Annotated in this window: 1 protein-coding gene and 1 pseudogene; both read right to left on the bottom strand. The window is 36.2% G+C overall.

Features of this window, described 5'->3' with window-relative positions; translation table 11 throughout:
* Positions 1-71: 71 nt before the first annotated feature.
* Complete coding sequence (locus tag NBH03_RS15795; protein ID WP_250800133.1) at positions 72-1,052, bottom strand: IS3 family transposase; 981 nt, start codon at positions 1,050-1,052, stop codon at positions 72-74.
* Between the two features lie 2 nt (positions 1,053-1,054).
* Positions 1,055-1,286, bottom strand: a pseudogene (locus NBH03_RS15800) (HTH domain-containing protein); the annotation flags it as partial.

Raw genomic sequence — 1,286 nt, forward strand, 5'->3', positions numbered from 1 at the left:
TAAAGTGTACCCCTTGTCAAGGACAAATTAAGAAGAAGGGATTTGTTCTTTCTAGCCAGTAGATGGCTATATCAGTTTGTTTTATTACCTTCTTCATCATACATATCCGTAGAAGGGATTTTTCCCTTAATCGGATATATGCCTGTTGTTATATATTTATAGTATTCATTGGGAGAAAGCTTCGCTAATTCCCACTGATATCTATCATTGTTATAATAATCCATCCAATCGTCAATAATAGCACGAACCTCGCTATATGTTCCACATTCTTTTAGCCTGTCTCCTATATGATCCTTCATACGTCCAAAGAAACTTTCCTGAGGTGCATTGTCCCAACAATTTCCTCTTCTGGACATAGACTGTCTTAAGCCTTTATCTTTGACAAGTTGTATAAAACTGCAACTCGTATAATGGCACCCGTGATCACTATGTAAGATTGTTTTAGTTGTAAGGGAAACTCCGTGCTTTTCTATCATCAGGTTGACTGTTTCCAAAACAAAATCCACTTCTAAAGATTCGCTTAACACATACGATAAAATTTGTTTTGTAAAGGCATCTATAATTGCTGATAGATAGCAGAATCGACCATCAAATGGAACATAGGTTATATCCGTAAGCAATATCCTTCTCGGACCATATTTTTCAAACTCCCGTTTCACAAGATTATCGGCAACGTTATTAGTTTTTATTGCTTTTGCCATTCTTCTGTAAGGATTTGCTTTTCTTATGTTACACATAAGACCATATTTCTTCATCAATCGTCTTATTTTCTTGACATTCATAACAACTGGTGGATTCATATGCAACAATCTCATATAGATTCCTTGAGCCCCTTTGTCATAACCTCTGAAGCTATATGCAGCTAATACCAATTCAAAATCGGCTCTATCCTGTGCTTCTTTTTCTGCTCTTTTATCCGCTGAATGTACCCAGTTGTAATAACCGGATCTTGATACTCCTGCTATTTCACAGAGCATCTTAACTGACAATGTATTATTTGCTTTATTTATCGTCTCATGGATGATTTCAAATTTGCTTTCTGAAGTCTCCATGACTAATCTCTCTTCCTCGAATTGTCCGCAATAATAATTTTTTTTAAAAACTCTACTTCTTGTCTTAGATACAAAAGCTCGTTCTGCATACGTTCTATGGATTGCGGTGACGACAAATCCTCTTCATTTGTTGCTTTCATAGGAATTCTTTTTTGTCTGTTTTCGCCCTCGGTAAAGCCATTGCCCGATAGAGCCTGACGCTTTATTCTTTGCACAATGTCATCTATCTGTTTT

Origin of the sequence: Coprococcus intestinalis (assembly GCF_023656595.1) — a bacterium.
GTDB classification, from domain to species: domain Bacteria; phylum Bacillota; class Clostridia; order Lachnospirales; family Lachnospiraceae; genus Coprococcus_A; species Coprococcus_A intestinihominis.

What these genes read in the sequence shown, in the direction of transcription:
- NBH03_RS15795 (WP_250800133.1), bottom strand. Translation starts at nt 1,052, where the DNA reads ATGGAGACTTCAGAAAGCAAATTTGAAATCATCCATGAGACGATAAAT.